Source organism: Synechococcus sp. H60.3 (assembly GCF_047462295.1).
Classification (GTDB): Bacteria; Cyanobacteriota; Cyanobacteriia; order Thermostichales; family Thermostichaceae; genus Thermostichus.
Genome location: NZ_JANSIY010000031.1, coordinates 1 through 23,814, shown reverse-complemented (window position 1 = coordinate 23,814; position 23,814 = coordinate 1). Strand labels below are relative to the sequence as shown.

23 protein-coding genes are annotated in these 23,814 nt (G+C 59.3%); 10 read left to right on the top strand and 13 right to left on the bottom strand.

Annotation, left to right across the window (positions count from 1 at the left end):
* Positions 1 to 143: 143 nt before the first annotated feature.
* Complete coding sequence (locus tag NW841_RS05200) at positions 144 to 710, bottom strand: hypothetical protein (protein ID WP_414385680.1); 567 nt, start codon at positions 708 to 710, stop codon at positions 144 to 146.
* 312 nt (positions 711 to 1,022) lie between these two features.
* Between NW841_RS05200 and NW841_RS05195 the strand changes: the two genes are divergently transcribed.
* Positions 1,023 to 1,952 carry a hypothetical protein gene (locus tag NW841_RS05195; protein ID WP_414363752.1) on the top strand — a complete coding sequence of 310 codons (930 nt, stop codon included), beginning with the start codon at positions 1,023 to 1,025 and terminating at the stop codon, positions 1,950 to 1,952.
* 54 nt (positions 1,953 to 2,006) lie between these two features.
* On the opposite strand, the gene NW841_RS05190 is transcribed toward NW841_RS05195, so the two are convergent.
* From NW841_RS05190 to selD, 3 genes are all read right to left on the bottom strand, one after another.
* Entirely contained in the window at positions 2,007 to 3,113 is a 1,107-nt protein-coding gene (locus tag NW841_RS05190; protein WP_414335586.1) for an ABC transporter permease, read from the bottom strand.
* Between the two features lie 115 nt (positions 3,114 to 3,228).
* Positions 3,229 to 3,729: a hypothetical protein gene (locus tag NW841_RS05185; RefSeq protein ID WP_414385678.1), complete on the bottom strand. Its 501-nt coding sequence runs from the start codon at positions 3,727 to 3,729 to the stop codon at positions 3,229 to 3,231.
* Positions 3,730 to 3,848: 119 nt separating this feature from the next.
* Positions 3,849 to 4,913, bottom strand: a complete 1,065-nt coding sequence (gene selD, locus NW841_RS05180) for a selenide, water dikinase SelD (RefSeq protein WP_414385676.1) — start codon at positions 4,911 to 4,913, stop codon at positions 3,849 to 3,851.
* Between the two features lie 113 nt (positions 4,914 to 5,026).
* Between selD and NW841_RS05175 the strand changes: the two genes are divergently transcribed.
* On the top strand, positions 5,027 to 8,521 hold the full coding sequence (locus tag NW841_RS05175; RefSeq protein WP_414385674.1) for a DNA polymerase III subunit alpha: 3,495 nt from the start codon (positions 5,027 to 5,029) through the stop codon (positions 8,519 to 8,521).
* 4 nt (positions 8,522 to 8,525) lie between these two features.
* Here NW841_RS05175 and NW841_RS05170 read toward each other — a convergent pair whose 3' ends face one another.
* The 6 genes from NW841_RS05170 to NW841_RS05145 all read right to left on the bottom strand — a co-directional run bounded on the left by NW841_RS05170 (position 8,526) and on the right by NW841_RS05145 (position 12,117).
* Entirely contained in the window at positions 8,526 to 8,786 is a 261-nt protein-coding gene (locus tag NW841_RS05170; RefSeq protein ID WP_414363760.1) for a glutaredoxin family protein, read from the bottom strand.
* Positions 8,787 to 8,795: 9 nt separating this feature from the next.
* On the bottom strand, positions 8,796 to 9,623 hold the full coding sequence (locus NW841_RS05165; RefSeq protein ID WP_414377391.1) for a carbon-nitrogen hydrolase family protein: 828 nt from the start codon (positions 9,621 to 9,623) through the stop codon (positions 8,796 to 8,798).
* Between the two features lie 36 nt (positions 9,624 to 9,659).
* A complete protein-coding gene (locus tag NW841_RS05160) occupies positions 9,660 to 9,881 on the bottom strand; it encodes a DUF2839 domain-containing protein (RefSeq protein WP_414377388.1) in 222 nt (73 codons plus the stop codon).
* A gap of 153 nt (positions 9,882 to 10,034) precedes the next feature.
* Positions 10,035 to 10,817 carry an ABC transporter permease gene (locus NW841_RS05155; protein WP_414385672.1) on the bottom strand — a complete coding sequence of 261 codons (783 nt, stop codon included), beginning with the start codon at positions 10,815 to 10,817 and terminating at the stop codon, positions 10,035 to 10,037.
* Positions 10,818 to 10,834: 17 nt separating this feature from the next.
* A complete protein-coding gene (locus NW841_RS05150) occupies positions 10,835 to 11,578 on the bottom strand; it encodes a class I SAM-dependent methyltransferase (RefSeq protein ID WP_414363770.1) in 744 nt (247 codons plus the stop codon).
* A gap of 53 nt (positions 11,579 to 11,631) precedes the next feature.
* Positions 11,632 to 12,117, bottom strand: a complete 486-nt coding sequence (locus NW841_RS05145; RefSeq protein ID WP_414363772.1) for an FHA domain-containing protein — start codon at positions 12,115 to 12,117, stop codon at positions 11,632 to 11,634.
* A 412-nt stretch (positions 12,118 to 12,529) separates the two neighbouring features.
* Here NW841_RS05145 and NW841_RS05140 point away from each other — a divergent pair, with 412 nt between their 5' ends.
* The 3 genes from NW841_RS05140 (at position 12,530) to chlP (ending at position 15,562) form a co-directional block, all read left to right on the top strand.
* Positions 12,530 to 13,171 (top strand): DUF3038 domain-containing protein, encoded by a 642-nt coding sequence (locus tag NW841_RS05140; RefSeq protein ID WP_414363774.1) that lies wholly within the window; start codon positions 12,530 to 12,532, stop codon positions 13,169 to 13,171.
* A 59-nt stretch (positions 13,172 to 13,230) separates the two neighbouring features.
* Positions 13,231 to 14,151, top strand: coding sequence for a DUF4335 domain-containing protein (locus NW841_RS05135; RefSeq protein WP_414363776.1), 921 nt, complete (start codon positions 13,231 to 13,233; stop codon positions 14,149 to 14,151).
* Positions 14,152 to 14,341: 190 nt separating this feature from the next.
* Entirely contained in the window at positions 14,342 to 15,562 is a 1,221-nt protein-coding gene (gene chlP / locus NW841_RS05130) for a geranylgeranyl reductase (protein ID WP_414385669.1), read from the top strand.
* A 6-nt stretch (positions 15,563 to 15,568) separates the two neighbouring features.
* Here chlP and NW841_RS05125 read toward each other — a convergent pair whose 3' ends face one another.
* A complete protein-coding gene (locus NW841_RS05125; RefSeq protein ID WP_414370514.1) occupies positions 15,569 to 16,414 on the bottom strand; it encodes a hypothetical protein in 846 nt (281 codons plus the stop codon).
* Positions 16,415 to 16,777: 363 nt separating this feature from the next.
* Here NW841_RS05125 and secD point away from each other — a divergent pair, with 363 nt between their 5' ends.
* Entirely contained in the window at positions 16,778 to 18,124 is a 1,347-nt protein-coding gene (gene secD / locus NW841_RS05120; RefSeq protein WP_414385667.1) for a protein translocase subunit SecD, read from the top strand.
* Positions 18,121 to 19,116, top strand: a complete 996-nt coding sequence (secF, locus tag NW841_RS05115) for a protein translocase subunit SecF (protein ID WP_414333455.1) — start codon at positions 18,121 to 18,123, stop codon at positions 19,114 to 19,116. The genes secD and secF overlap by 4 nt, the downstream gene beginning before the upstream one ends.
* Before the next feature lie 15 nt (positions 19,117 to 19,131).
* Here secF and NW841_RS05110 read toward each other — a convergent pair whose 3' ends face one another.
* Together NW841_RS05110 and NW841_RS05105 are read right to left on the bottom strand one after the other, a co-directional pair.
* Positions 19,132 to 21,066, bottom strand: a complete 1,935-nt coding sequence (locus NW841_RS05110; protein WP_414385666.1) for an FAD-dependent oxidoreductase — start codon at positions 21,064 to 21,066, stop codon at positions 19,132 to 19,134.
* Positions 21,067 to 21,230: 164 nt separating this feature from the next.
* Complete coding sequence (locus NW841_RS05105; RefSeq protein ID WP_414385663.1) at positions 21,231 to 21,494, bottom strand: hypothetical protein; 264 nt, start codon at positions 21,492 to 21,494, stop codon at positions 21,231 to 21,233.
* 104 nt (positions 21,495 to 21,598) lie between these two features.
* Here NW841_RS05105 and NW841_RS05100 point away from each other — a divergent pair, with 104 nt between their 5' ends.
* The 3 genes from NW841_RS05100 to NW841_RS05090 all read left to right on the top strand — a co-directional run.
* A complete protein-coding gene (locus NW841_RS05100) occupies positions 21,599 to 22,936 on the top strand; it encodes a UDP-N-acetylmuramoyl-tripeptide--D-alanyl-D-alanine ligase (RefSeq protein WP_414363783.1) in 1,338 nt (445 codons plus the stop codon).
* 97 nt (positions 22,937 to 23,033) lie between these two features.
* On the top strand, positions 23,034 to 23,255 hold the full coding sequence (locus tag NW841_RS05095; RefSeq protein ID WP_414363784.1) for a DUF3134 family protein: 222 nt from the start codon (positions 23,034 to 23,036) through the stop codon (positions 23,253 to 23,255).
* 289 nt (positions 23,256 to 23,544) lie between these two features.
* Positions 23,545 to 23,814, top strand: a 270-nt coding sequence (locus tag NW841_RS05090; RefSeq protein ID WP_414385661.1) for a fasciclin domain-containing protein, incomplete at its 3' end; no start/stop codon positions are given.

Genomic DNA, 23,814 nt, shown 5'->3' with positions numbered 1-23,814 from the left:
CCGCCTCGTGAGTCTTGGATGCTTCAGCTCTACTTCAGAGACCCGGTACACGGGATCGATGAAGCAACTGGGGCAGAGGAAGAGACAAAAGCTCTGCTGCCAAGCGGGTGAGGAAACCCCACCCGCCTACGCGGTGGGGTAGTTCATAAACGAGGCTCGCTGTTGAGGCGTGACGGCTGCTGTTTTAAATAACGCAAGAACTCCCGCAGTTCGGCCTCATTCAGTTGGTGGCGAGATTTTTTCTGGAAGCGACGCTCCAGGAACTCTTGTCCTTCCTTGCGGCCCCAGCCAATACGCTGCATCTCGACATCTGTTTGAGCAATGATGTCCGACAAATCCTCCCCCTGGGCCTCTGGCTCCCTCAGGTTGGGCAGCTCCGGGAGCGACTGCTGTCGGACAGGGATCCCTGTTGGCTCAGGGGCTTGAGGGGCAGGAGAAGAGTGGGTGCGCCCATTGGCCAAGGCCAAGTCGGGAGTTGGCAAATAGGGCAGCCTGGCGGCAGCAGAATCCATACCCAAGCTCAAGGAAGTTGCGGAATGACCGAATCCTGCGTGGTTTAAAGCGCGCTTCAGCGCAGCATCTTCCGCTTCTTCTACTGTGTTGGAGCCGGCAATACCACTGCCCAGAACCGTGTTGTTCACCACCACCTGGGCTTTGACAATGTAGATCCCTTCTTCTACGCGCAACAGATCGGTAAGCAAACTGCCCATAGGGTACCGCTCTCGAAACTGTTGAATCATGTTTGCGCCGAAACCTGTCGCTGCTCGGGTCTTGACTACAAGCTAGCTTGAAAGTACGCCTCACATCCAGATCTCAACGCCTCAATCTCAAATCAACATCGGCTAAAGATGTCTATCGAGCAGATCCCAACAAGAAGAGAAGTCTTTCCCAACAGTCAGCGTTCGGCTCGACAAGGGTATGCTATGGCCAAGGGATCCAGTTGCCAAGGTTGCCCTGAGTGGCTGGCTTGGAAAAGGAAAACTGATTTATTATCGCTGCACAGCAAGGCATAACGGAGAACCATGGCTAGCGATACAACCGGGGTCAGCTCAGCCAGTTTGGGGCAGGCAGCCATTCGAGAGCGCAATTATGGCACTGCTTTGCAGTTGCTGCGGCGGGCTTATCGTGCGGATCCCAGCCCGGAGAATGCCCGTTGGCTGGCCACCGCCTACGAAGAAGCGGGGTATGCCCAATTGGCCGCCCTCTATCGAGAATTGGCCCAAGAGCGCAGGGAGACTGCCAAAGCAATTCAATTCCAAGCCCCCAAACCTCCCGGCACCCTTGCAGAACTGAAGCAACCCCCTTCTGAACCGCCGGAGCGCAAGACCATTCCCTTGCCCCAGCCGATCCCACACCCAACCCCACCGGCATCCTCTCCGGATCAGCCGGTTTGGGTCTACAAGCCCGCCCCCATTGACCCCAAAAGCATCAGCCGTCAAACGCCCCTTCGATCTCAAGCCGCGGAGCCTGCCCCTTCCCCTCAACAATCGGCGGAGAGGAGCAACTATCTGCCGGTTCAACACGCCCCGGATTTACAAAACCCGCAGCAGGGATCCCCCTTCCTGCGGCGGCTGAACCAACTGCATCGCCAGTTTAAGGATCGGCCCACGGCGGAGCTGGCTCTGCAACTGGCGGAAGCCTACGACGAGCAGAAGAACTTCAAAGAGGCCCAGCGCTACTACCGAGAGGTGTTGGATCTGGATGATTCCTGGCTGTTGCGACCAATGGTGCAGGAGCGCCTGGAAGAGCTGCAGCAACTGCAGGAGCAGGGTTCTTTGGCGGATCCCTCGGCCCAAAGTTTGCTCAAGCTGGCCGAGAAGTTGGAGCAGGAGGGGGAAATCGCCCGGGCCGAGCAAGTTTACCGCCAGATCCTAAAAATGAATGCCACCCTGGATGTTTATGCTAAGGCTCGCAAGGGGCTAAATCGGCTCTATCCCGACGGAAAGCGGTGAACGGCAGACCCTCGCATTTCCCCTGAACCGTCACAATTCGGAAGCAGCTTCTCCTCAAAATGGATCCCGCGGGTCGAGGGCATCTCGCAGACCATCCCCCAGCAAGTTAAAAGACAAAGAGGTGAGCACCACCATCAGGGTGGGGGCTAGCACCAGCCAAGGCTGCAGAATGATTACCGAAGCATTGGTGGCCAGCGACAGCATATTTCCCCAAGACGCATCCGGCTGTTGGATCCCCAGGCCGATCAAGCTCAGCACCGACTCCGCCACGATGTAGCCGGGCACCGCCAAGGTTGCCGAGATCACCACGTAGGTGGTGGTCTGAGGCAGAATATGCCGCACCAGCAGATACAGGGATCCGGCCCCGGCCACCCGCGCCGCCTGCACAAAGTCTCGCTCCCGCAAGGACAGCACCTGGCCCCGAATGACCCTGGCCAAGCCCGCCCAACCCACAAAAGAGAGGATGGCCACAATCACCAAAAAGCGCTCGGCATTGCTGAAGGGCACGCCGGTCAGCGGGTTCACCTGCAACACCGCCGCCAGCGACACCAGCAAATACAGGGTTGGGATCGACATCAACACCTCAGTCAGCCGCATCAGCAGCGTATCCACCCAGCCGCCGAAGTAGCCGGATATGGCCCCCACCAGCAGGCCGATGGGAAAAGAGATGCCGATGCCCACCAGGCCAACAAACAGGCTGACGCGCCCGCCATAGACCAGACGGCTGAAGTAGTCGCGGCCCTGATCATCCGTGCCCAGCAGGTGCAGCCGCGCTACCGGCAGCCCTTCCTCTGGCCGCAGGGGGACGGTGCCGAACAAATGTCGATCCCAGGGGATCAGCCCCAGCCAACGGTAAGGGGTGCCGGCCACAAACAGGCGGATCCCGGCGGGACGGCTGCTATCCACCAAAAGCGGACGTTCGCCCGTTTCCAGATCCACCGGCCCCTGGCGGGTGGGGTAAACGTGGGGCCCCAGCCAAGCGCCCGACTCATCCCACAAGTGAATGGCGGTGGGGGGCAAAAGGGATCCCCCTGGCTGCGATTCCAGCGGGCTGTAGGGGGCAACAAACTCGGCAAAAATGGCGCAGACGTAGAAAAAAACGAGAATGTAGGCTCCCACTTGAGCCCAGCGATTTTGGCGCAGCCGTTTCCACCACTGCATGAGGCCAGGGTCCCGGTTGGGCGAGTTGCCAGAACGAAGTTGGCTTTTAGTGTAGCTAAGCTTTGGGGTTATTTCGAAGACACTGCCCACGCCGTCCAATCTTGAACGGATCCCCCTAGCCGGCCAGGGAATAGCCGCGGCTGCAGGGGGCCATCATTTCCATCCGAGCTGCGGCGATGGTCTGCGGCAGCACCCCCACCAGCCGCGCCAAAATGTCATCCGGCAACTGCTTGACCAACTCCGCAGAGAAAAACTCCTCCAAGCTAAAGAGCAAAATCCGCGCCCGCTGGGCCGGCAAAGGATTATCGGTGATCTGCTGTAACCAGCGCATCCAGTGCAGCCGCTTGGTATAGGCGTTTTGCCGCTCTTGATAGCTCTGGGGATGCAACAGAGCCACATCCCCAATCGGGATCACGCTGCTCGACTCCACATCCAAGGGCCCCCCCACCGCAGCGCCCGGCCCGGCAAACTCGGCATGAAACGTCTTGCAGATGATCAAGGCGTTGTGCCGCTGCGGATCCACCATCAGCAATTGGCCGCTGCTGAGGCTGCGAATCAGTTGACCTGGCTCAACCCACTGAACCAGGCTATGGCTGTTGGGAGAGGGCTCGTTCATACCTCTTTAAGATATCTCAGCTCCCCTTCCCCTTACATGAGATCTTCAACTTTCGCAGCTCTGCTTGACCAAATCTTCATAGATTGGGGGGAGAGGGCCAAACGTGGCCTTCCCCCAAGCTACTGGCGGGGGGTTTGGATCTCGCCGACAACCCGAATGGCGATCCCTTCGCTGGCCTGGCAGCGGCCAATGCGGCGAGCATAGGAGTAGCCGGCGCTGTGGAGCTCTTGCAAAAGCTCTGCGGTGAAGGCGGGATCCACCGCCAGCAGTAAGCCGCCGCTGGTTTGCGGATCCGACAAGAGCAACTGCTGCCACTCCGGTAGAGAGTCGGCCTCTACGCCTTCATAGCCTTGCCAGTTGCGGCGGGCTGCACCTGGGAAGATCCCCGCCTCCGCCAAGGAGAGGGCCTCGGGCAAAAAGGCAATAGCAGCCAGATCCAACTCAGCGCTTACCCCTGAGCCACGGCAGACCTCTAGCAAGTGTCCCAAGAGGCCAAACCCCGTTACATCGGTTAGGGCGTGAACCTGGGGTCGCCGCGCCAGTTGCGGGCCGATGCGGTTAAGCTGAGTCATCACCTGCAAAACCTCGGGGTAGCCCGCTGCGCTAAGCTGACCCTTTTTTAGGGCGGTGGTCATCACCCCGATCCCCAGCGGCTTGGTTAGGATGAGGTCGTCGCCGGGCTGAGCCGTGGCGTTGCGGCGGATGTGCTGCGGGTGAGCCAGGCCTGCCGCCACCAAGCCGAAGATGGGCTCGGGCGAATCGATGGAGTGCCCCCCGGCCAAAGGGATCCCGGCTTCCTGACAGACCTGGATTCCCCCGGCCATGATCTCCCGAATAGCCGACAGGGGCAGCGTGTTGACCGGCATGCCCAAAATGGCGAGGGCGAGAATGGGCCTACCCCCCATTGCGTAAACGTCAGAAAGAGCGTTGGCTGCGGCGATGCGGCCAAAATCCACCGGATCGTCCACGATGGGCATGAAAAAGTCGGTGGTTAGGATCAGGGCCTGCTCGTCGTTGAGTTGGTAGACGGCGGCATCGTCGCTCGTTTCAGCCCCCACCAACAGGGCCGGATCTGACCAAAGAAGAGGCAGCTCCTTAAGAATCTGCTGCAGCAGCGCCGGGGCAATTTTGCAGCCGCAGCCGCCGCCGTGGGAGTACTGGGTGAGGCGAAGGGGAGTCTCCATGCAAGCAAAGGGAGAAAACGTCGGCCTGACTTTACTGTAGCGGCAGCTGGCGGCAACTGGAAAAAAGGGCGCTGGGCTAAGGTTGAAGGGATCCCTCTACCCATAGCGTTGCCATGTCTTTTGTCCCCTTGCACTTGCACAGCGAGTACAGCCTTCTGGACGGGGCTAGCCAATTGCCGCGTTTGATTGAGCAGGTGGTGGCGATGGGTTTGCCAGGACTGGCCCTGACCGATCACGGCGTCATGTATGGGGCCATTGAGCTGGTGAAACTGTGTAAAAGCAAAGGGATCAAGCCGATTATTGGCAACGAGATGTATGTTATCAACGGCGATATTCGAGACAAAAGCCGCAAGTATCCCAAGTATCACCAAGTGGTTCTAGCCAAAAACACCCAGGGCTATAAAAACTTGGTGAAGCTAACCACTATTTCCCATCTCCACGGCGTTCAAGGCAAGGGGATCTTTGCTCGCCCCTGCATCAACAAAGAGTATTTGGCCCAATACAAAGAGGGGTTGATCGTGACCAGCGGCTGTCGAGCTGGGGAAGTGCCCCAGGCCATTTTGCAGGGGCGGCCAGAAATTGCCCGCCAGGTTGCCGCCTGGTATCAAGAACAGTTTGGAGACGATTACTACATTGAGATCCAGGATCACGGCTATCGAGAAGACCGCTTTGTCAATGTGCAATTGGTGCGCATTGCTCGCGAATTGGGGATCCCGATCATCCTCACCAATGATAGCCACTTCATCTCCTGCTGGGATGTGGAGGCCCACGATGCCCTGCTCTGCATCCAAACAGGCAAATCTCTCACCGAGAAAGATCGCCTTCGCTACAGTGGGACGGAATACCTGAAAAGCCCAGAAGAAATGCGCCGCCTCTGCCGCGATCACCTGGAGCAAGAGGTGATCGATGAAGCCATTGCCAACACCCTCAAGGTGCTGGAAAAGATCGAGGGCTATGACCTATTTGGGGAAATGCGCATGCCCGACTACCCGGTTCCACCGGGCCATTCTGCCGATAGCTATCTCACCGAATTGGCCTGGCAGGGCTTGGCAAAACGCTGCGGCGTTGCCTATCCAGATCAGATTCCAGAAAACTATCAGGAGCGCCTGCGCTTTGAACTAAGCATCATCCAACAAAAAGGCTTCTCCAGCTATTTCCTGGTGGTTTGGGACTACATTCGCTATGCCCGCGAGCACGGGATCCCAGTAGGCCCAGGCCGCGGTTCGGCAGCCGGATCCCTGGTGGCCTATGCCCTGCAAATTACCAATATTGACCCTGTCAAATATGGGTTGCTCTTCGAGCGTTTTCTCAACCCAGAACGGCAATCGATGCCGGATATCGATACCGATTTCTGCATCGAGCGGCGGGGAGAGCTGATCGACTATGTAACCCGCAAGTATGGTCAAGAGCGAGTGGCCCAAATCATCACCTTTAACCGCATGACTTCCAAAGCTATTCTCAAAGATGTTGCCCGGGTGCTCGATATTCCCTATGCCGAAGCCGACAAAATGGCAAAGCTGATCCCGGTATCGCGGGGTAAGCCTGCCAAACTGGAGGAGATGATCGGCGAGAACACGCCGGCTCCAGAGTTCAAAGAAAAATACGAGAAAGACCCAACCACTCACCGCTGGATCGAGCTGGCCCGCCTGTTGGAGGGCACCAACAAAACCTTTGGAGTTCATGCTGCCGGTGTAGTTATTTCTAAGGATCCCTTGGATGAAATTGTGCCTTTGCAGTACAATAACGAAGGCCAAATCATTACCCAGTACTCGATGGAAGATATTGAGTCTCTGGGCCTGCTGAAGATGGACTTTTTGGGGCTGCGCAACCTGACGATGATCCAGCGGGCTGTGGAGCTGATTCGAGAGCACAGAGGGGTCACCATCGACCTGGATAACCTACCCTTGGATGACGAGAAAACCTACCAACTTTTGGAAAAGGGAGAGCTGGAAGGGATCTTCCAACTGGAATCTTCTGGGATGAAGCAGGTGGTGCGAGAGCTCAAGCCTTCCAACTTAGAAGACATTTCCTCGGTCTTGGCTCTTTACCGACCGGGGCCATTGGATACGGGCATGATCCCAGACTTTATCGATCGCAAACATGGCCGCAAGCCGGTAACCTATGCCCACGATCTCCTCAAGCCAATCCTTCAAGATACCTACGGCGCCATTCTCTACCAAGAACAGATCATGCGCATTGCCCAGGACATGGCCGGCTATACCCTGGGCCAGGCCGACCTGCTGCGGCGGGCGATGGGGAAAAAGAAAGTTTCCGAGATGGAGCAACAGCGGGAGCAATTCGTCCGGGGAGCTTTGGAGCGAGGTGTGGCCAAGGAAGTGGCCACGGAACTATTTGACCAGATGGTTGCTTTCGCCGAGTATTGCTTCAACAAATCTCACTCTACGGCCTATGGACTGATTACTTTCCAGACAGCCTATCTCAAGGCCAATTATCCAACAGAATACATGGCGGCGCTGCTTTCTTCTGTGGGAGGGGATCAAGATAAGGTGCAGCGCTATATCACCTATTGTCTGTCGATAGGGATCCAGATTCAACCGCCCGATATCAACCGCTCTGGGCTGGATTTTACCCCCCAAGGATCCAGCATTTTGTTTGGTCTAGGGGCGGTGAAGAATGTGGGTGAGGGGGCGATTCAAAACATCCTGGCTGCCCGCCAGGCGGGGGGCCCCTTCACCTCTTTGGCCGACTTTTGCCAGCGGGTGGATCTGCGCCTGGTTAACCGTCGCGCCATCGAGTCGCTGATCTGTGCAGGCGCTTTTGATTGTATTTCCCCCAACCGCAAGCAATTAATGGTGGATCTGGATCCCATTCTCACCTGGGCGACGGAGCGGGCCAAGTCCAAAGCCATTGGTCAAGCCAGCCTATTTGATTTGTTGGGCAGCGACAGCAGTGATGGCCAGGGATTTATGGAGGCGCCGCGGGGGCCTGCTACCGAAGATTTTCCAGCGCCAGAAAAGTTAAGGCTGGAACGGGAGCTGTTGGGTTTTTATGTTTCGGATCACCCGCTGCGGCGGATTCAAGAGCAGGCGCGCCTGTTGGCTCCCGTTAACCTCTCGGATTTGAGCGGCTACGCAGCCGAGACTTCTGTAGGCATTCTGGCCCTAGTGACCGCCATCAAAACCGTAACCACCAAGAAAGGGGATCGCATGGCCATTGTGCAACTGGAAGATCTCACCGGCAGTTGCGAAGCGGTGATCTTCCCCAAGACTTACGAACGTTTGCGCCATCGCCTGGAGGTGGATCAACGGCTATTGATCTGGGCCAAGGTGGATCAGCGGGATGAACAGGTGCAATTGATTGTCGAGGACTTACAGCCAATTGAATCGGTGAGTTGGGTTACGGTGCAACTCCCTCTGGAGGCTGCCGGAACTGTAGAGGAGCGACACCGTCTGCAGGCGGTTCTTACCCGTCAACGCTCGGAAGCCAAGGAAGAAAATCGCATCCCCGTTGTGGCGGCCATCGTCGCCCCTCCCCACACGCTCTGGGTAAGACTGGGATCTCAATTTTGGGTTAAAGATGCCGAGGCCACCGTGGCAGCTTTGCGCCAAGCTGGCTATACCGCCCGCAGCGAAGCGCTAGCCTCTTAAGCCGTCAACCCAACTGTTGTTCCAGCCAGGCGCGCAACTGCGCCACCGTCAGCCGCGGCGAGGGGCGGGGCAGAGATCGTTCGGGATCCCCCGCCAAGCTCAGCACGGGAACCTCCAGTTGGTAGCGCTCCCACCAGGCGGGGTTGGCAGTAATGTCGCGGATTTCCAACGTGGCGATCTCAGGGATCTGCTGCAACTTCTCCGCTAGGCCCTCGCAGAGGTGGCAGCCGGGCTTGCTGTAGAGGATCAAGGGCGGCCAAGGCATAGGGGATCCCTAAAGGCTGACAGTACAGGCCAGACGACGGTGCTGCAGCGAGGGCATCTGCCGCCGGATAAGCTGCAGGCGCTCCGGGTCGATCTCGGCAATGGCCACCCCTGGTTTTTCGCCGCCGGCATCCGCCAGGATCGTCCCCCAAGGATCCACGATCATGGCGTGGCCATGACATTGCCGCCGCTCGTAGTGGGTGCCCACCTGGGCGGGAGCAATCACGTAGCAGGTGTTTTCAATAGCGCGACACTGCAGCAAAACCTGCCAGTGGTCCCGGCCCGTGTAGGCGGTAAAGGCGGCGGGGATCAACAGCACCTGCGCTCCTCGATCCACCAAGGAACGATACAGCTCCGGAAAGCGCACGTCGTAACAAACCGATAGACCTAGCATGCCCAGCCGCTCTTCCTGGCAGACCACCACCTCGTTGCCGCTCACCACCGTGTTCGACTCGCGGTAGGTGTTGCCGTCGGGCAGGTTGACGTCGAAGAGGTGGATCTTGCAGTAGCGAGCCAGCTCCTTACCCTCGGGGCTGTAGAGGGCGGCGGTGTTGTACACCTTGCCTTGTCCATCCGGCACCGGGTATCCCCCGCCCAGCACGAATACCTGGTAGCGCTGGGCCATCTTGGCCAAAAACTCCTCGGCCCGCTGCGCAATCTCTGGGGCAAGGCGAGCTTTTTCTTCCTCCGGCCCCATGAAGGCAAAGTTTTCCGGCAAAGCTACCAGCTCACATCCCCGCCGCGCCGCAAAGTCAATCCACTCCTCTGCCTGTTGTAGGTTGCCGGCCAGATCGGGGGTGCTGGTCATCTGAAGGGCGGCTGCCAAATAGGATCGCATGGGGAAACTCCAGGAAAACTCAAAGGATCCAGCCGTCTAGCCCACCAGGTGCCACCAGCCCAACGCAGGCCCCACAAATCGCACCACCACCCAGACAATGGCCAGGAGAATAATGCCGGCCCAAGCGCCCCGAGTTGTCCAATTGTAGATCGTGCGGGCTTGGGCTTTGGTGAGAGGAATATCTTTGAGCTGGGGAAACAGTAGCTCTTGGTCAGGATCGGGGCTTTTGCGGGTTTTGCGGCGCTTTGCTTCGCCCATAGGCTGGCCTCCAATGGTTTTGGCACAGTCGTGACTTTCATCTTAATTCCTCTGGGCCTCTCCTAGCTGGTGGGGTTGCGACTGCTGGGTTGGCTGAAGGTTTTTTAAGGGCACTTTGTCGGTGCCGGGGTTCTGGGCAAGAAATTTGGGAGCCTAACTAGAGGCGCTGGTGTAAAAGCGCAGGGCAAAGCGCCAGAACAAATGGGATCCGACCAGCAGCCCCGCCGCCAGCAGGGCGGATCCCACAAGCCACGGCCACTGGGCTCGCCCCAACAGGGTTTCCGCCGGTACTGTGGTCAAGAAAGCCACCGGCACAACGAAGGTAAAAAACAGCCGATAGGCCACCGGATAGGCCACCAGGGGGAAGCGCCCCGCCTCTACCAAGCCCCGCAGCACCTCGGTGACGTTGTAGATCTTGACAAACCAGATGCTGGTGGCCCCCAGCATAAACCAGAGGCTGTAGAGGATGACCAATCCCAGGAGCAGGAGCAATAAACCCAAAACATAGGCCCAGGCCGGCAGCCGCAACTGGATCCCGGCGTAGAGAATCAGCACCAGGCCAAAGCCGATATCCACCAGGCCCCAGGGAGAGAACACCCGGGTTGACAGCCAAAACTGGCTACTAATGGGCTTGAGCAAAACAAAATCCAGAGTGCCCTCCTGCACCTGCTGCACGATGCGGTTTAAGTTGACGTTAAAGAGGCTGGCCGACACCCCCTGCAAGATGGTGAACATGCCCAAGACGATGAGCGCCTCCGGCCAGCTCCAACCCCCCAGGCGGTGCCCCTGCTGATAGAACAGTGAAAGCCCAAACAGAGCTGACACGAGGCCGCCTAAGCTGCTGAGGCTGGCAAAAAAGAAGTTGGCGCGGTACTCCATTTCTGCTGCTACAGAAGTGCTCCAAAATAGCCACAGCACCCGCAAGTAGCGCAGCATTCGTTCTCTCTCCAATCTCAGCTTTTATTCCACTTACGGTAGCAGCGGGCGGTGATGAAATAGGGATGAAACACTTCTAGGAAATGGCTTTGCAATACCTGAAAGAATTGCTCGACTTTTTGCGGGTCGTCTAGGTGGAAGGGGAATTCGCCATTAAACCCCTTGAAAAAGTACCAGTTGATCAACAATTTGCCTTCCGGCTTGAGCCAAGTGTAAAACTGACGCAACTGCGCTGCCGGATCCGGCAAATGTTCCACCACATCGAAGCAGATGACGGTGTCAAAGGGGATCCCTTGCGGGAAGGTTTCCGGGCAGTGGATCCGTTCGCTTAGGCCCAACTTTTCCGCCCGCAGTTGCACAAACTGCCGATGGATGGGGTTGAGATCCCAAAAAATCACCTGCTCCACCGCCGGGCAGAGAGCCGCCCCAATGGCGTGGGTGCCAATGCCGCCGCCAAAATCCAGCACCCGCCCGCGGGCCTGATCCGCCACCAGGCGCAGGGTATTGCCGATGTAGTCGGTGCTGCTCAGGTGCCAAGCGGCTAAGTCCAGCAAATAGGCGGATCCCACCCGATCCCGGTAAAAGGCGTCTGCCTGATCCCAGCCGAAGTCGCGCCGGCCCAGCTCCGCCAACTGCTGTTGCCCCAGCCGCAGCTTCTCCCGCAGTTCACCCGCCTCAAGGCCAAGGAAGGATCCCAAGTGAGCTTCTAGGTCAAAGCCATTTTGCCAGTAGCCGCTCAGCGCAGGAGGAATGAGAGACACGGAAACCCAAAACTCGGTAGGGCGCTGGATTCAGGATAATTCAGGAGAGGGAATCAAGCAGCGGTGAAGTCGTCGTTCTCTCGGGGCAACTCTTTGGAGGTCTCTCTCTGGGATCCCTCCAGGGTGGCGTTTTTGTCGAGGGCCGGCGGCTGCAACAGGGCTGCCAGCGTCTCTGGGCTGAGGCGGTCGGTGCTCTCCACGATGGCTGTTACATTCGGTCCAAACCTTATCTTGTCAAAAAGCTGTAGCCGATGGGACAAAACCGCTTTACCGTTAACGAACAAACCATTGGTGCTGCGGCGGGATCCCGAGTTGCCGTCAAAGATCATGTAACCGTATCCGGCTCGGTTCTCTTCCGGGATGCGGATAATTAGGGCATGCTCTCGCGAAACACAGGGGTCGTAGAGGCGGATGTGGTTGCTGGGGGCTCGCCCTACCGAGTAGTAAATCTTGTCCAAGACAACGCCGCGCCGGCCTACCCGATCCGTGAAGATCAAGACCAAGTGAGCAGGGCTGGATTGGGCGGCGAAAGCATTCATAACCGTGCGCAGGTAGGCGCAACGTGGCTGATATAGTCAAAAGCAGTGGCCCCGAAGCTCCAGACAAGCCCAGAGAAGTCAAGCCGGGCCGGAGAAAATCCTTTGTTGCGCGTCGTAAGCTTGTAGAAGAGGTTACCCTTACCAATCGTATCTTTTCCCATGGCTTTCCCTCAAGGGCAGCAATTCCCAAAGCAAGAAGCGGGGGGTGCGGGGCAAAAGAGGCAATGGGGTGAGGGGAGAGGGACAGTGATTTGGGCTTGACCTGTGGGATCCCCCAGCCGCAAATGCCTTAAGCCACCAGAGCCATGAGCCAAGAGCCTTTTTCCCTCAAGCGCAGGGGAATCAGGTTGCAGGTTTGCCCCAGACAAGAGATCATAGAGTCCTACCAAAGCCAAAAGCTCCCATTGACAGCGTGACGGTGGAACCTAAGCAGACTCAGTTAGACCCTCAGCCCGCCGGCCTCACCACAGCTACCGCAACCATCAAAGCCCAGTTGGATTTGTTGTTGCTGGGGCTGGAGTCTTTAAGTGGGGAGAGTTCCGAGGCAGTTCTGGCAGCAGCCAAGGCTCTGAACTTGGAAAAGCAGATCGGCGATCGGGTCATTCTCTGGCGGCTGCGCAATGCCAACCCTCTGCGCCGCAGCAGCGGCGGGCGAAAAGAAGTCGATATCGAAGAGGCGCGCGCCCTAGTGATGGTGATTGCTCACCTGGCGGCCCAGCGACAGGCCCGCATCCGCAGCACCTTAGAGCAACTGGAAACCGCTGTCGAGCAAGAGCTCAGCCCTTTCCATCAGCCACTGGTGGGCGATTACCTGGATGAGTTTATCTCCCACTACCGCAGCCGCATGGTGGATGGGGATGTGCGCGACGAGAACAGCCTTGCTGAGCTGGCCCTGCGCATCTTGATCGAGCTGATGTTTTACAGCAGCCCGAGAGGGGCACAACGCCTGTGGAAAGCTCTGCTCAACCGCCCTGAGATGGATCTGCCCGCCAGCAGCGACGAAGAAGGGGAGGTAGCCCATAGCTCCGGATCGGATGCTTTGCCCTCTCCTTGAGACGGTCTTGTCTCATCGCCCTTGAGATTCTTGCCTGTGTTGTTTGCCTGCGAGTTGTTATGCCCGGCGTTACCCTCAGCTACACCTATCAACAACCGACCTCGACGCTCACAGTGCGGGGAGAGGCGCCCAGCCCACCCGAATCTGCAGGCACCTCTTCGGCGCTGCCACCGCGAGCGATTCAGCACAACTTTGTGTGTCAGTTGGAAATTCGCCAGGGGGAGACCACCAAAACGCTGCAGGGAGACAGCACTTGGCTCAAGGATTTGATTACCGTGATCGACCGCTACGTTGGATCCCAGCTCTGTGGAGCCCCCAAGGGAACCTTCAGTGGCACTGTGGCCATCCGTCCGCTCGATTTCATTTTTCATCGCCTCACGGTGCGCCAAGGGGAGAATCAGATTGCCCAGGTGGATTTGTCGATGACCCAGTTGTACGACCTGCTAGAGAACCTCTCTCAGGTGGCCGATGACTTGCCCCAACTGGACAGTTTGGCAACTCCGGTGACGCAAGCTTGGTATCGACAGCCTGCCGGGATCGCAGCGCTGCTGGTGGGAGGGATCGCCCTGGTGGCCGGAGTTGGCCTCTGGGCCAGCCGCACCCCGGAGGACAGGGATCCTACTGCCTCCAACTCGGTGCAGGAGCAGCTCACCGTGCCGGAGCAACCCGGCAAAACGGTGGGATCCCCTCCCCCTTTGGCTGAAGATCCCCTTCTCCGTCTGCGAGACACCCTGGCAGAGCAATGGCAGTCTTCCTCCGATTTGCAAGAGAGCCTGGTCTATCGGGTAAGCGTGGACGAGACGGGATCCCTGTTGGCTGCCGAGCCGGAGAATGAGCTGGCCCGGGAACGCCGCGCCGAAACTCCTCTTGCCAACCTGCCGGAGGTGGCGCCGGATCCCTTGCCGACAGGTGCCAAACAGTTCCGCGTTAGCCTAGGGCCAGAGAACCGGGTGGAAGTGGCCCAGATAGAGCCACTCTGAAATCCAGGCTGAGGAGAACGTCACAACCTCTAGCGTTGAGGCCGGGCGGCTCCCTTTCTCAGCGCTGAAGCACGTGCCCTTGAGCCCAGCCGAACTGCAATACTTCGTCAAGGTTGGCAACGCTTTTGGGGAGCTGTGGTAGGATGCCTGCTGTCTGACGAGCCGATGCATTTGCAGCGAGGAGAGCGCCTTGAGCCTGAGAGTTGCTGTTGTTGGGGGTGGCCCAGCCGGAGCCTCTGCCGCCGAAGTTCTAGCCCAAGCCGGAATCGAGACCTTTTTGTTTGAGCGGAAGCTAGACAACGCCAAGCCCTGCGGGGGCGCCATTCCCCTCTGTATGGTCTCGGAGTTCGACCTCCCTGAGGAGATCATCGACCGCAAAGTGCGCAAGATGAAGATGATCTCCCCTTCCAACTACGAGGTGGATATCGCCCTCGAAAAGGAAAATGAGTATATCGGCATGTGCCGCCGCGAGATCCTGGATGCCTTCTTACGCAACCGCGCCCGCCAAAAAGGGGCGGAGCTCATCCACGGCAAGGTGATGCATCTGGAAATCCCGCAAAATGGTCGGGATCCCTACATCCTGCACTACAGCGACTTTTCGGACGGCTCAAATCGGGGAGTACCCCGTTCGCTGGCGGTGGATCTGGTGATTGGGGCAGATGGCTTTCACTCCAAGGTGGCAGAAGCCATCGGTGCCGGCGACTACAACTATGCGCTGGCCTTTCAGGAGCGGATTCGGCTCCCCGACGACAAAATGGCCTACTACGAGGACCGGGCAGAGATGTATGTGGGGGACGATGTTTCTCCAGACTTCTATGCCTGGGTGTTCCCCAAGTGCGACCACGTGGCAGTGGGCACCGGCACCATGAAGGTCAACCAAGCCCAGATCCAAAAGTTGCAGGCCGGGATCCGCGCCCGCGCTGCCGAGCGGATTCGGGGGGGCCAGGTGATCAAGGTGGAGGCCCATCCGATCCCAGAGCATCCGCGTCCGCGCCGTGTGGTGGGTCGGGCGGCTTTGGTAGGAGATGCGGCAGGCTATGTAACCAAGTCCAGCGGCGAGGGAATCTATTTTGCCGCCAAGTCGGGCCGCATGTGCGCCGAGACCATCGTCGAGACCTCCAATGGCGGGAAGCGCATCCCCAGTGAGGAGGATCTCAAGCTGTACCTCAAGCGTTGGGATCGCCAATACGGTCTAACCTACAAGGTTTTGGACATTTTACAACGGGTGTTCTACCGTTCCAACGCCACCCGCGAGGCCTTTGTGGAGATGTGCGCTGACCGAGATGTGCAGCGAATGACCTTTGATAGCTACCTCTACAAGACGGTGGTGCCCATGAGCCCTTGGGTGCAGTTCAAGATCACTGTCAAGACTCTGGGCAGCCTGCTGCGAGGGAACGCCCTGGCACCCTAGGGATCCCTACTGCCACTGGAAGGTGACGGTGACCCGATTCCAATTGCCATCGGTTTTCAGAACACTAGCAGAGGCCCGTTGTCCCGGTGGCACGTCGCTGGGCTCAAACGCGGCCACCCGCGTCTCCACCACCTCCTCTCCCTGGTAGAACGTGAAGCGAGCACGAGCGTTGAGGACGGTGCGGGTGCTGCGGTTGATCGCCTCCACGCTCAGGCGGCTGCCTGCACCTACCCGTTCTTCTCGAATGGATCCCACGATTACGAAATCTCCCGGGTTGGGCGCAGATTCGGCGGCAGCAGTCGGTGTTGGGCTGGCTGTTGCTGGGGCCGTCTTGGTCTGGCCGGGATCCGACTGCTTCAAGAGCTCCAAAACGCGGGCCAACTCCTGCTGAAAGAAGACAAAGGCCTCCCGCGATTGGTTAGCCACCTGGGCCAAGATCAGCCGATCCGACTCTTCCAGGGGAATTTCCAGGAGGGGGGCCGGCCCTTTGAGGGTGACCCGAATGCTGGCGACCTCTTGGTTGATGAATTTATCCAGGTAGGGAAAGATGTTGAGAATGCAGTCTTGAAAGGATCCCATCGGCATAATGCGATTGTTCGTCAGCACCAAGTCGGCCCGCTCACAGCTAGCTCGATCCTCCATATCGATTTCCAGCGGCACCCGAAAAGATCCCAGGCTGGTGTTGGTGATGGTGACGTTAATGCCGTACACTTCCTGCCGCCAGCCGTGAATGATCTCCAGGCTAGGGCTGGTCACTTCCTCGGTGAAATACTCTCCGGCCCAGGCGGGGGATCCCCCTAGAGCTAGAGCCGAGAGCAACCCAGGGAGATAGTAAGTCCGTCTCCAATTCACCTCAACTTTCCCTCCCTTAACTCGCCGATGTCGGGGTAGAGCCAAATGCACCAGATGTTGCCTGCTGCCCTGAGATGGCAATAGCCTAGCCCTAGGGCTAGCACAAACCAAGAGGGGACAGCGCTTGTTTAGCGGCTTTCAACTTTATCTTCTCCTTGCTTGGCTCGGCAGCCGAGCGCCCATCTTCTGAGAAGCTCGCGGTTGCCTCTGCAGCGGATCCCCAGAAACCCTACTTGGATGCTCCTGCCGCTGCCGTTTTCCAACGGGTCAGGTGGGGGATCCCGTGTGCGATAGGATCAAAAAGTGCCGAAATCCTGAGGGCCTCGGATCGAGTGCGCCCGTATTCCTCACTTTTTCAGCAGTATGGCCAGATCTCCAGCTTTGTGGCTCAGTCGCCTCGCTTTTCTGCGAGGGCTGATCTTTATCTTGGCAGTGGTGGCTGCCCTCGTCTATCTGGGCTTTAGCCGCGAAGTTCGCCTTGGCCTTGACCTCAAAGGAGGGACGCAGCTCACCCTGCAGGCTTTGCCTACGGAAGAGGTACCCGAGATCACCTCTGAGGTGATGCAGGGGGTGGAGGCGGTGATCCAGCAGCGGATCAACGGCCTGGGGGTGGCCGAGCCTCTGGTGCAGATCAGCGGCCAAGACCGCCTGTTCGTACAACTGCCGGGGGTGGCGGATCCGGATCGGGCCATTGCTCTTTTGGGCGATACGGCCCAGTTGGAGTTTCGCAAGGGCTTGGTGCCGGTCAGCGCCCTGCCCCGTAACGAGCGGGGGGAGATAATGGCGGGGGAGGATCCCGACGCCCTGTTTGAACGGGTCGGCCTGACAGGGGATCTGCTGCGCAACGCCTATCCCCAAGCCCCTCGTCGCGGATCCCAGAGTTGGGAAGTGCTGTTGGAGTTCAAGCCAGAAGGGGCAGAAAAGTTTACTCAGCTCACCCGAGAGTTGGCCGGAACAGGGCGTCCGCTTGGCATTTTTCTCGACGACGTGCTGATCAGCGCCCCCATCGTGGGGCCGGAGTTTGCTCGCACCGGCATTACCGGCGGAACGGCGGTGATCACGGGCAATTTCACGGTGGAAACCGCCACCGATCTGGCGGTGAAGCTCAAGGCGGGAGCGCTGCCGGTTCCCATTCGCGTCATTGAAAACCGCACCGTCGGGGCCACGTTGGGGGAAGAGAGCGTGCGCCGCAGCCTCTATGCCGGCATTGGCGGCCTGGTGCTGGTTTTTGTCTTTATGGTGGCCTACTACCGCCTGCCGGGGCTCATTGCCGACCTCGCTCTTCTCATCTACGCCCTCTGTACGTTTGCTCTGTTCCAACTGCTGGGGGTGACCATGACCCTGCCAGGGATCGCCGGCTTTATCCTCAGCATCGGCATGGCGGTGGATGCCAACGTGCTGATCTTCGAGCGCATCAAGGAGGAGCTGCGGGCGGGCAAGTCCATCTATAAGTCCATCTCGGAAGGGTTTAATCGCGCCTTCAGCAGCATCCTCGACAGCAACGTCACCACCCTTTTGGTCTGTGGCGTACTTTTCTGGCTGGGGATGGGGCTGGTGAAAGGCTTTGCCGTCACCTTGGCCATTGGCATTCTGGTAAGCTTTTTCACGGCCATCACCTGCACCCGCACCCTGCTGCTGGCGGCAATGGGGATCCCTGCCCTGCGCAAACCTGAGTTTTACGGCGTTCGCATGGAGGCGGCTCAATCATGACGGCGCAAGAGTTATCCCCCCCCGATCCGGCGGTGGGATCCCGGCGGTTGCTTGACTACCGCTTCGACATCGTCGGGCGCAGCAAGCTTTGGTTTACCCTTTCCCTGGCGGTGTTGCTGGTGGGGCTGGTCAGCATGGCCTTTTCTCTGGCCTCTCTAGGGACACCGCTGCGGCTGGGGCTGGATTTTGCCGGCGGCACCTTGCTGGATCTGCGTTTTGAGCGGCCTGTCACCACCGAAGAGCTGCGGCGGGCGCTGCAGGAACACAACCTGGGCAGCAGCATCATCCAACTGGACACCCAGACCAGTCAGGAAGCCTTGATCCGCATGCCCCCTTTGACTGAGCAGGAGCGCCTAGCGGTAGAGGAGACGCTGCGGCAACAGGTAGGCCCTTTTGAGCGCAACCTAGTGGAGACGGTAGGCCCGACGGTGGGGCGCTTGCTCTTGCGTTCCGGCCTCGTGGCTGTGCTCATCTCTTTTGGGCTCATTGTGGTGTATCTGGCCCTGCGCTTCCAGTGGGATTACGCGGTGTTTGCCATTGTGGCCTTGCTGCACGATGTGGTGCTGACAACAGGTCTGTTTGCCCTTTTGGGCCTAACGGTGGGCATGGAGGTGGACAGCCTGTTTGTGGTGGCGCTGCTAACCATCATTGGTTTTTCCGTCAACGACACGGTGGTTATCTACGACCGCATCCGGGAAAATCTGCGTCTGGTCAGCCGCAAGGTCAGCTTTGCCGAGGTGGTGAACCTATCTCTAAACCAGACTTTTGCCCGCTCTTTGAACACCACCCTGACAACGATGCTGCCCCTGGTGGCCATTGCCATTTTTGGGGGAGCCACCCTGAAGGGGTTTGCCATCGCTTTGCTCATTGGCTTTAGCTTGGGGGTCTATTCCAGCATCTTCATCGCCAGCCCTCTACTGGTGTGGTGGCGGCAGCGGCGCTATGGCGGAAAAGGGGATCCCGAGGCGCTGCCTTCCGGCGCAGAGGGGTAGGGCGGCGGCAACTGCCTACCAGTGCAGCCGCTGTCCATGGGCAACCAGGTAGCGCTGCAAGTCGGCCATCTTGCCCTGCGGCACAATCTGGGCCGGGATCAAACCGGGATCCTGGCTGTGCAACCAGGCTACGATGAGCCCCGCTGCTGAGCCGATGGTCCACTCGCCGTAGTGGGTGCGGGTGGCGGCGTTGACGATGTGGCTGACGGCGATCCCTTTGCCGCCGATGAGCAGGTTATCCACTTTCTGGGGGATCAGGGCCTCTAGGGGGATGACGATGGGGCGGACGGAAAACTCGTTGACGGGCGCCGAGCTGGCCGACAGGGAAGGCTCCCAGTTGCGGTAGCGACAGCCGTGCATGTCGATGGCGTAGTGAGTCACCCCTACAGCGGTGGGGCTAAAGTCCCGTCCCCCGCTGGTGCCGACGCGGATGTCTTGCTCCAGCATCTGGAATTCCGCCTGGCCGTAGGCAGCTCGCCCCAGGATGCGCCGCCCCTCCCGGATGTAGGGGTAGAGGCTGAGGCCGGAGCGGGTGCCCAGCAAAGAGTCCTCGGCAAACACCAACGAGAGGGGATAGCCGGCGCGGGACTGAGTTTCCATCAGCCACTCGGCAAAGAGCAGGGCGTGGTTTTCTCCATCTTTGAGGGCGGAGACGTCCAGCCCCCCCAGCCAGTTGTGGCGCTGCCCTGAGGCCACCAGCCGCTCTTCTGTCAGGATTAGGGGCGGGTTCATGATCCCCCAGTCGTTGCCGCGGTTCCAGTTCACCAGGGTTAGATCCCCGGGAACCGGGGTGCCGTAAAAGGGATCCGTGCGGCCTTTGCTGACGATGCGGCGGTAGTTGAAAAAGCTCTGGCCGCTGAAGGTGGGAAACCCCTCCAGGTCGAACTGGCGGCGGTGTTCGGCGCGGGAGTAGCCCGGCTGCAACTGGGCCAGCTCAGCGCGGGAGCGGCCCCCATCGTCGTGGATGGCCAGCACGAAGGGAAAGGTAAAGGCCTGGGTACACTCCGGGTTGCTGGCCGGGGCGGCGTTGGGCTCCCCCGTCAGATCTCGCCCTTCTGAGCCCAGCCGGTAGGGGATCCCAGCCCAGCCCACCAGCTCGCCGGTGTCGGTGGCGTCGATAACAAACAGGTTGCGGCCCGGTGGCGCCTGCAGCCGCAGCACCCGCTTGGCAAACACTTCCGTCTCCTGCCAGCTATACCAGCTCACCAATTCCCGCCACAGCCGCCCTGGCGGCACAAAATTGGGATCCCGCGGCTGCCGCTGCACGGCGTAGAGGCTCTCGATGCGGGAGCCGTCGGCGCTGAAGGTGGCCCCCTTAAAAGCGGTCTGGGTGGCCCAGCGACTCTGGGGAGCAGACTGAGCCGCCTGCCGCAGCCAGGTTTCTACCGCCTGCAGACCCGCCTGGGGCGGAAAACACAGCCCCCCTACCCAGCAACTGTTGATCTTGGTCACGCGGGTTCCCGGCGGGATCCCTGTCCAGGCGGGCAGATGCAGCGGCTGACTTTCGATCAGGGCCTTAAACTCCAGCCAGTGGCGGGAAAAATTGCCCCGCTGCCGCATGGGAAGGGACTCGTCGAGGGCCGATACCCCCTGCGAGGTGATCTGCCCCCCTAGCCAGGGGGTGAGCTCGATGAGGCAGGTTTGCACACCCCCCCGCATGGCTTGGCCTGCAGCCGCCACGCCCCCCAGGGATCCGCCCACCACCACCAGCTCGCACTCCCAGATCTCGTCCGGCTGCGGCAGGGGATCCAGCAGCGGCCAGCCGTGGGCCGTAAAACGGGGCACTTCCGGCTCTAGGGGGGCAACGGGAGATCCCCCTTCCGGCTGGGAGAGGGCGGCGAACCCCATCCCGGCCACAAAGCTCAGCAGTGACAGGAGCCCCAGCCCCAGAGCTCGTTTGTGGCTGAGTTGCTGCCGCGCCGCTGGGATCCCCTTACCGGCTGTCTTCACCTCAGTTTTGCCTCACACCCCAAGCTTTCTTCCGCAATGCTAGCGGGAGAACCCTTCTTGAGAAGAGCTGTTAAAGAGGTTGCATACCCTACCTCCCCATCCAGAGTAGCAGCAGCTTCGCTGACGTGCAGTACCATCCAGGTGCGCCTTCCTTCCCCCTAGGCCTAGGGCAGGGATCCATCGCAGGCCCGGCGAAATTGAGAAACGGGGAAGCCTTGTCGTCTCAGCCACTGGCCAGCGGCCTGGTCATCTTCGGTGACAGCAGAATCAAAGTGGGGATGGAGGCGCCCGACGATACAAGGATCCCTGCGCGTGTTGAGCTTCCAAGTTTGTTGATGAATAGGCCCCCCTTGAATGGCTGCGGGTGGCTCCGGATCCCCCAGATGGAAGTGCCGGACAAGGGGATCCAACCAGGTGCAATCGGGCATAAGCAACTTTTGAGCCCTGGATGGCAAGGGCTGGGTCGGTGCCTGGCGCTGGATTGGGCTTTTGTTGGTATCCTACGCGATAGCCTGTCTCCGCCTGCTGCTCCATGCTGACCTTGCAGACTGTGGCCGACCTGCTGCAAGTCCCTTTGCAGGGAGATCCCCACCTATTGGGGTTGCCGGTTCAGGCCCTTTGCACCGACAGCCGTCAGTTGCAGCCGGGATCCGTTTTTGTGGCGCTGCGGGGAGAACGCTTCGACGGGCACGACTTTATTCCGCAAGCCCTGAGCAAGGGAGCCGTTGCTGTCATCAGCCAGCGGCCAGTGGAGGGGCCCCACTTCCAGGTTCCCGATACCTTGACTGCCTATCAGCGCCTTGCCAGAGCCTGGCGGGAGCAATTTTCCATCCCGGTAGTGGCCATCACCGGCTCAGCAGGCAAAACCACCACCAAGGAAATGCTGGCGGCTGCTCTTTTGCGCTACGGCAGTGTTCTCAAAAGCGAGGCCAACCACAACAACGACATTGGGGTGGCGCAAACGCTGCTGCGGCTGCAACCAGAACACCAGTTTGCCGTTCTGGAGATGGCCATGCGCGGCCCTGGCGAGATTCGCCGCCTTGCGCAGATGGCTCGCCCCACCCATGCCTTGATTACTCACATCGGCACCGCCCACATCGGCAGGCTGGGATCCCGCGAGGCCATTGCTGCTGCCAAGTGTGAGCTGCTGCAGGAGTTGGGGCAGGGGGTGGCTGTACTCAATGGTGAGGATCCCTTGCTGTTGGCCACTGCCGCCAGCCTGTGGTCGGGACAAACCCTCACCTATGGCCTCGCCCAAGGGGACTTGCGAGGAGCATGGGATCCACAAGCCCAAACCGTAACCGTGGAGGGCCTGACCTTGCCGGTGCCCCTGCCCGGAAGGCACCACGCCCTCAACTGGATGGGGGTGCTGGCGGCTGTGCGCAGCTTGGGGCTGAATTGGGAGCGCCTGCAAGAGCCCCTTGACCTACCGCTGCCTCTGCAGGGGCGCAATCGCCATCTCAAGCTGGCTGGGGACGTGGAGATTTGGGATGAGACCTACAACGCCTCGCCGGAAGCGATGATCGCGGCTTTGCACCTGCTGGCTCAAACTGCGGGAAAACGGCGCTGGGCCATCCTCGGCCCAATGCGGGAACTGGGGGAGCATGCCCCACAGCTCTACGCAGAGGTGGGTCGGGCGGCTGCCTCCTTGGGACTGGAGCGGGTCTGGCTTTTGGATCCCGATAGGGAGATGCAGCCACTGGTTGACGAAAAGCCAGCCGCCGAGGTTGAACGCTTTGAGGAAGCTTCTGCCCTGGTGGAGGGTTTGCAGCAGCAGGTGCGGGCAGGGGATCGACTGCTGTTTAAGGCGGCGCGGGCCGTCGAGCTGGAGCGGGTGCTACACCGCTTTTTGCAGGCTTGGCAGGGATAAGCTAAGCTAAAAAGCAGTCGATAAGCGGCCCCCTATCGAGGCCATCGACCCGGAGCTTAACCACACCCTCTTCATAGCTGCACTCCTTCCGGACAGCATGTACCACAACCCTTCTCTGCGGGAAGAACCTCGCGATCAGCCTCCAGTAGTGCTGCCCTTACCCGGTAGCATTTCCATCCTCGACTGGTTGCGCCAGGAAGGCCGGTTGATCGAGCAGCCCATCGAAGTCCCTGACATTGTCCTCGAAGAAGACATCGACGATATCGACGATTTGATCGGCGATGGGTACGACGAGGACTTCGAGACAGAAGAAGAGTAGGCACGACGGCCGAGATCGTTACGAGATCACCAGCTCGTTGATCCCTTCGCCCGAAACGTCGAGGGGGTCGGCTTCTTCGCTGCCAATGGATCGCTAACTTGAGCAAACAAAACAATAGATGCAAACAAGCGTAACGGATCCCTCAGCCTCAAGGGATCTTTTTTTAGCTTGTTTTGGATTGCTTACCACCATCCCGCGATGATTGTTGCAAATCTAACCTCAGCGGAGATTAGCCTTGCAGCCCCTGTAAAAAAAGTATTTTGGGGCAGCTGTTGTCTCGGCCACCACGTTGGTTGCAGTCCCTGCGGTCATTGCCGGCAGCTACGGCGCAACTTCTGAAAGCGTGAAAACCGCTGCTGCTACCGGCAAAACCATTGTGGATGTTGCGGCTGAGGCCGGCTCTTTCACCACGTTGATCCAAGCCTTGGAGGCTGCCGACTTAGTGGAGGTACTGGCTGAGGAAGGCCCCTTCACTGTTTTTGCTCCCACCGACGAGGCCTTTGCAGCGCTACCGGAAGGCACTTTGGAGAAGTTGCTCTTGCCGGAAAACCGTGAGCAA